We start from the raw sequence: 4,886 nt of genomic DNA on the forward strand, positions 1-4,886 counted from the left end.
AAAATCAAGTTACACAAAATACCTTACACCCTCCCATTGAGTACCGTCTAAAGCCTCCAACAACTCTAAGCAAAGGCTATTTACTTTCTCTTCTCCAAGCTCGTAACCATGCAATCTTTCCAACCCGTTATCAGTGCAATATCTTTGAATTATTGGTGCAACTTTGGTTTCAATTTCACCAACGGATATTACTGCGCCTTGATAATAAAAAGGTGAATTTTCAATAAAAATCTCTTTTCCTGAGTGTCCTGACTCATCGGCATATATGAAAGCACCTTCTTTACCTTTGCTCATATCTACCCCTATGTGACCATGCCGGCCTGTGAATATAACGCCGTGCTCACCGGCACATGCTGCGGAGAGCGTTTTGTGTGATAATGGAGCGCAGCGACAGACACAAAACGAGCCTAGCAGTATGTGTCCGTGTGCAGCAATTTGTTAGGACTTCTTTAAGCTCAGCCAATTTTTATGAAAAACCGGCATTTTTCTTTTAACCGGGTATTTGTTATTGAAAAAATCGTACTTAGGCTGTGAATATACTTTCAAAACCCACTGTTCATCGTTATCAAAAAACGAAAACATAATATCTCCTGAATCAGAAAGAGAAACATTTCTGAGCATCCCTTCCGAATACATTGCAGAAAGCTCCAGTGAATCCATGAGATGCAAACTATTGCTAAAATAGTATACGTATAGCGCCTCTTCGAAAGGGTTTCCTTCCGTGACCAGAACAAGGAAACTTTCTCCAATTCGATACTGCGCTTCCAGCACCTTTCCTGAAACCTCAATTTGTTTTTTTAAACTTTTGTTTTCAAGCAATACTCTTGGCGTTTCATTAGGTTTTTCTATCGTATCTATTATATGAAATTCCTTTATTTCCTTTATGGGCATCAGAAAAACCACCCAAAAGTGAAATCAGCACCTAGCGCACCCAATGCACCACCTACAAACACCCCGATAGTGACACAAACAGGAGCACCCGGCTCACAGGCGAGTCCTGCCACCGCACCGCCAGCAGCACCTCCGGCGAAACCTCCACCAATTATGACTCCCTCTCTCGCCGTAGCAGTTACCTTATCTTCTGCAACAGCGATGTTGTAAACGGCAACGCCGATAGTAACAACCAACAGTCCTCGGCCCAGCTTACTATATTTACTGGCCTCAGCATTCATAGATGGTCTTGGTCTACCAGAGCTTTCTATAATCTCGAGATATACCCTATTCTGATTTTCGGCGGATAAATTCAAAAACGATTTACCAAACATGCTCTTTGCATATTTATCAGTCAATTCTGATAGTGTTAATCCCGTCTTCTTTAATTTTACCGCTATCGCTTTGCCTACATCACTTGTTCGTAAACGTTGCGCTTCAAGAATTTGGTTTCGTATCCCTTGAACCTGCTTTGCTGCTTCTTCTGCCGTTATTGCTCCAGAACTAACTTTTGCGCGGTATTCTTGAGCCAATTTTCTGGTTTGGTTGATGTAACTCATCCTGACCTTGCCATCATTTATAAACCTATGGGCAAAATTCATGGCGACTGACTCCATTTGAGATAAGGAACCTTCCAATAAACTTCTATCATAAACCTGACTCATTCAATTGATCCTCTTGTAGTCCTAACGTAGAGCTAAGCCGACCGCTGGAGCGTAGCGGAAGCGGGTCGGCTTGAGCGCCATGTTAGCCGATGTGTTGCTTTGATTACTGTTGTGCATCCCTCTCGCGACAACTCAATGAGGCAAATCTCCCTTGTGTAAGGGTGGCGTTAATCCCCACGCTGCTCAATTCCTCTTGGAGATTTACATTGTCTGTAAATGTGCAGCCGTTTATGCGTGCGAAATTTTCAAGATTTTTAGTATTCCCTATGACCTTGACTGTTACGCCGACACCCGGACTAACACAACATCCAATGTATTGTGACATGTATTCTTCTTCAATTACTATGAGGTCATGCCCCATGAATTTCGCTGGTTTATTCACGAGGTAATAATCAGTGTAATCGGCTCGTTGGTTAGGCTTTTTGTTAACTATCCCTTCTCGCATATAAGCCTGAATAGCCTTCCCAGAGTTGCCAATTCTTTCCGTTGTTCCTTTTTTTAGCCGTAGCGCACTGGTTAATCCGCTTTCTAGACTTTGGTCATTTAAAGCCATAACTTGACTATTGAAAACTGTAAAGAGAATCAGGGTAAAAATTGTACGAGTAATGTTGGGGTTATACATTTAAAGTTCCTTTCGTGGGTTTTGTGGAGGCTAACGAACGTAAGTAAGCCGCCCGCCGAAGGAGGGTCGGCTTGACTGCTCAGTTAGAATTTTTATTGTGCAATGCCGAGTTTTAGTTGTGCTATTCGGTTGATTTCTGGCTCGTCATTAAGTTGCCAACCGGAAGTCAGAAGTCTAGTCATATGCTGCTTGTTGTAAAGAAATGGCATAACAATTTGAAATAGACCAAAGGTGACGGCTGTTAGTATGAGGTGAAGTACGCCGACACCAATTTCTCCTCTAATTATTGGAACAAGCCATCCGAAGAGAAGGTATGTCCAGCAATAGCCGAAATATCCTTTTTTTACTAATCCGGATGCGCCATGTTTGACCATTACAGATTTTTGGGGGCCCATTATGGCAAAGCCAAGAATGACCGGGGAGAACATAATTAAAACAATAAGCCAATGCCAAATTGAAGAATAACCCATTTATTCACTCCTATAAAAAATCTAACGCCTCAATAACCGGCGCAGCTTTGCTGCGTCCGGCGCCGAAGGCGCGAAGTTGATTGACTTGTTATGTTCATAGGATTTTTTTCTTTAGTTCGGCTGCCTTTGCGTCGAACTCCTCTTGTGTTAATACACCTTCATCTAACAATTTTTTGTACTCAAGCAATTCCTCGCGCGCTCTCTTTTGAGAAATGTCTTTAGTTACTTTTCCTAAAAATGAAGGTCCAGAGTGAATTCCTATTGGAGAAGGAAGATTTACTCCCACCAGTATCAAGAGAGTAGTTACACCTGCATATACCATTCCGCCGTAGGCAAGAAAATTACCTGGACCTCTGATGTCGGCAAAATCATGCAAACTTGCCCCAACAACAAAAATTGCGCCGCCTACGAGAGCGTGAAAGAGTATTTTTTTAAACATCTAATATTCGACCTTGGTGAACATAACGCTTGAGTTAAGCCGCGCCGCGAAGCGGCGTCGGCTTGAACGAATTGTTAGGCATTGGCCGCGCTTCCGACAATGACAAATAGTAGAAACATAACGAAGAATCCGACAGCAACCATGATTCTTAGCGGGCCGATACGCTCGTGCATGACCGAAAATCCATCATCTCTATCCCAGCTTGTGATGCCGTTCTTTGTTAGTTTCCCATGCGCCACGATGAGAGTGATGAGACTTGCGAGTGGAAATCCAATGCCAAGGCCGCGCCACCAGACCTTGAAACTCCTTGAAAGCGCGGTGGAGTAATCAGGCTTTTCTCCAGATGGTGGAATAAGTCGAACCTTAAAGAGCCACTTGCCTGGAGTTGTACCGAACATTGAAAGAAACAACGATTCAATGAACACCCAAGCGAAGACCAAGGCAAGCCCGAACAACTGATCGCTTCCAGGCTCGCTGAATGCGTATGGATTTAGCATGCCTATCAATAGGCCGCCTACGATTGCGGCCAAGTAGATATCGAACATTCGCGCCCAGTACCTAACCCACGGGCGAACTGGCGCAGTAGATGGCGCGTTAGCCTCCGCTGGTGCTGGTGGAGTGGTGGACTCCACAATGCCAGAACCTTGTGTCGGCTGAAGGTTCGTGACGCCCCGTGGTGCTCCGCAGTGCCCGCAGAACTTCGCATCGCTCGCTGTTGCTTTGCCGCATTGAGTACAAAACATCGAATTCCCCTGTTCCAATGCCTAACGCCCGCAGCACGCGCGGCTTTGTAATGTAGGCGCAGCCGCAATGAAAAAGACGTCGCCGTGCCTGCGATTGTTATGCCTAGAACTGGACATTATTTTCTTTGTAATAGTTAATCATTCCGTACATGTCTTCGATGTATTTTACAAATTGCCCCATGTTTGCAAGCAGGACCCCTTTGTCCAGATTCGGCGGCAAATGCGGATGACCTGACTCATTCCTACAAATCCGACAAAACTGAAATATTTGCTCTATTTTCACCTCGATATCGTTTGTCCACCCGTAACCGTGGGGTTTATTAATCGAGCTTTTCCATGAGGCTTTGAATTCTTCAAAGACTTTTGAAATAAACTTCTTTGATGTTTTCGATATAAACCTATCTCGCATGGCTTGATCAGGGATGGCCTGGGTGTAAGCATCTATCAGTAAGTATATGGCCTTTTCAGAAGCGCCGCCCAATAGGAAGGCGCACCCTAAGTTCGATCCAGCCTTGATGGTTACAATGGCCTCTTCGATGAAACGAACGATAATTGGGTCTACATCAGGGATATTCTCCCTGAGAACCTCTGGAAATCGCTCGATTTCAAAAGGAAGCATTTCGCCGATGTTCTCTTCGTTTTCTACAGCTTCCTTGGCCTGCGACAATGCCGCTTTTAACTTTGATTCCGCCCCTTGAATTTGAATGGTGCCTGTAGAGTAAACTTTAACTACGCACTTCGCTTTACCATTTTGGACATCCAGGCGCTTGCAGCCTTGTTCATCCTTCTCTTGGAAAGAAAATTTATTTCGCTCAACGTATGATTTCATTTGAGCATAATTTGATTCCATTATTTCAGACACTCAGTCCTCCTTCGATTCTGGGAAAGGCATAACATGTATTAGATCGCCTTCCACATAAGCCAATCATCGTGAAGGCGGTATAACCCGATGCGACTAAATTTTAATTGCCCGACTATACCATAGGGATCAACCCGTTACAAGACCATACTTTTTGG

General features: G+C 44.2%; 8 protein-coding genes. All 8 read right to left on the minus strand.

Annotated features, from left to right (window positions below; translation table 11 throughout):
• Positions 1-9: 9 nt before the first annotated feature.
• Positions 10-294 carry a hypothetical protein gene (locus HMPREF3144_RS03980; protein WP_070476543.1) on the minus strand — a complete coding sequence of 95 codons (285 nt, stop codon included), beginning with the start codon at positions 292-294 and terminating at the stop codon, positions 10-12.
• Positions 295-438: 144 nt separating this feature from the next.
• On the minus strand, positions 439-891 hold the full coding sequence (locus HMPREF3144_RS03985; RefSeq protein ID WP_036561171.1) for a hypothetical protein: 453 nt from the start codon (positions 889-891) through the stop codon (positions 439-441).
• Positions 891-1,595, minus strand: a complete 705-nt coding sequence (locus tag HMPREF3144_RS03990; RefSeq protein ID WP_070476545.1) for a hypothetical protein — start codon at positions 1,593-1,595, stop codon at positions 891-893. Before HMPREF3144_RS03990 ends, HMPREF3144_RS03985 begins: the two co-directional genes overlap by 1 nt.
• A gap of 103 nt (positions 1,596-1,698) precedes the next feature.
• Positions 1,699-2,217, minus strand: coding sequence for a hypothetical protein (locus HMPREF3144_RS03995; RefSeq protein WP_052043726.1), 519 nt, complete (start codon positions 2,215-2,217; stop codon positions 1,699-1,701).
• A gap of 92 nt (positions 2,218-2,309) precedes the next feature.
• Positions 2,310-2,687, minus strand: coding sequence for a Sec-independent protein translocase family protein (locus HMPREF3144_RS04000; protein ID WP_083290377.1), 378 nt, complete (start codon positions 2,685-2,687; stop codon positions 2,310-2,312).
• Positions 2,688-2,781: 94 nt separating this feature from the next.
• A complete protein-coding gene (locus HMPREF3144_RS04005) occupies positions 2,782-3,126 on the minus strand; it encodes an SHOCT domain-containing protein (RefSeq protein WP_036561193.1) in 345 nt (114 codons plus the stop codon).
• A gap of 74 nt (positions 3,127-3,200) precedes the next feature.
• Entirely contained in the window at positions 3,201-3,869 is a 669-nt protein-coding gene (locus HMPREF3144_RS04010) for an RDD family protein (RefSeq protein ID WP_052043728.1), read from the minus strand.
• A gap of 103 nt (positions 3,870-3,972) precedes the next feature.
• Complete coding sequence (locus HMPREF3144_RS04015; protein WP_070469336.1) at positions 3,973-4,731, minus strand: hypothetical protein; 759 nt, start codon at positions 4,729-4,731, stop codon at positions 3,973-3,975.
• Between the last annotated feature and the right edge of the window lie 155 nt (positions 4,732-4,886).

This window comes from Oligella sp. HMSC05A10, assembly GCF_001808335.1.
Classification (GTDB): domain Bacteria; phylum Pseudomonadota; class Gammaproteobacteria; order Burkholderiales; family Burkholderiaceae_B; genus Oligella; species Oligella urethralis.

What these genes read in the sequence shown, in the direction of transcription:
- HMPREF3144_RS03980 (WP_070476543.1), bottom strand. Translation starts at nt 294, where the DNA reads ATGAGCAAAGGTAAAGAAGGTGCTTTCATATATGCCGATGAGTCAGGA.
- HMPREF3144_RS03985 (WP_036561171.1), bottom strand. Translation starts at nt 891, where the DNA reads ATGCCCATAAAGGAAATAAAGGAATTTCATATAATAGATACGATAGAA.
- HMPREF3144_RS03990 (WP_070476545.1), bottom strand. Translation starts at nt 1,595, where the DNA reads ATGAGTCAGGTTTATGATAGAAGTTTATTGGAAGGTTCCTTATCTCAA.
- HMPREF3144_RS03995 (WP_052043726.1), bottom strand. Translation starts at nt 2,217, where the DNA reads ATGTATAACCCCAACATTACTCGTACAATTTTTACCCTGATTCTCTTT.
- HMPREF3144_RS04000 (WP_083290377.1), bottom strand. Translation starts at nt 2,687, where the DNA reads ATGGGTTATTCTTCAATTTGGCATTGGCTTATTGTTTTAATTATGTTC.
- HMPREF3144_RS04005 (WP_036561193.1), bottom strand. Translation starts at nt 3,126, where the DNA reads ATGTTTAAAAAAATACTCTTTCACGCTCTCGTAGGCGGCGCAATTTTT.
- HMPREF3144_RS04010 (WP_052043728.1), bottom strand. Translation starts at nt 3,869, where the DNA reads ATGTTTTGTACTCAATGCGGCAAAGCAACAGCGAGCGATGCGAAGTTC.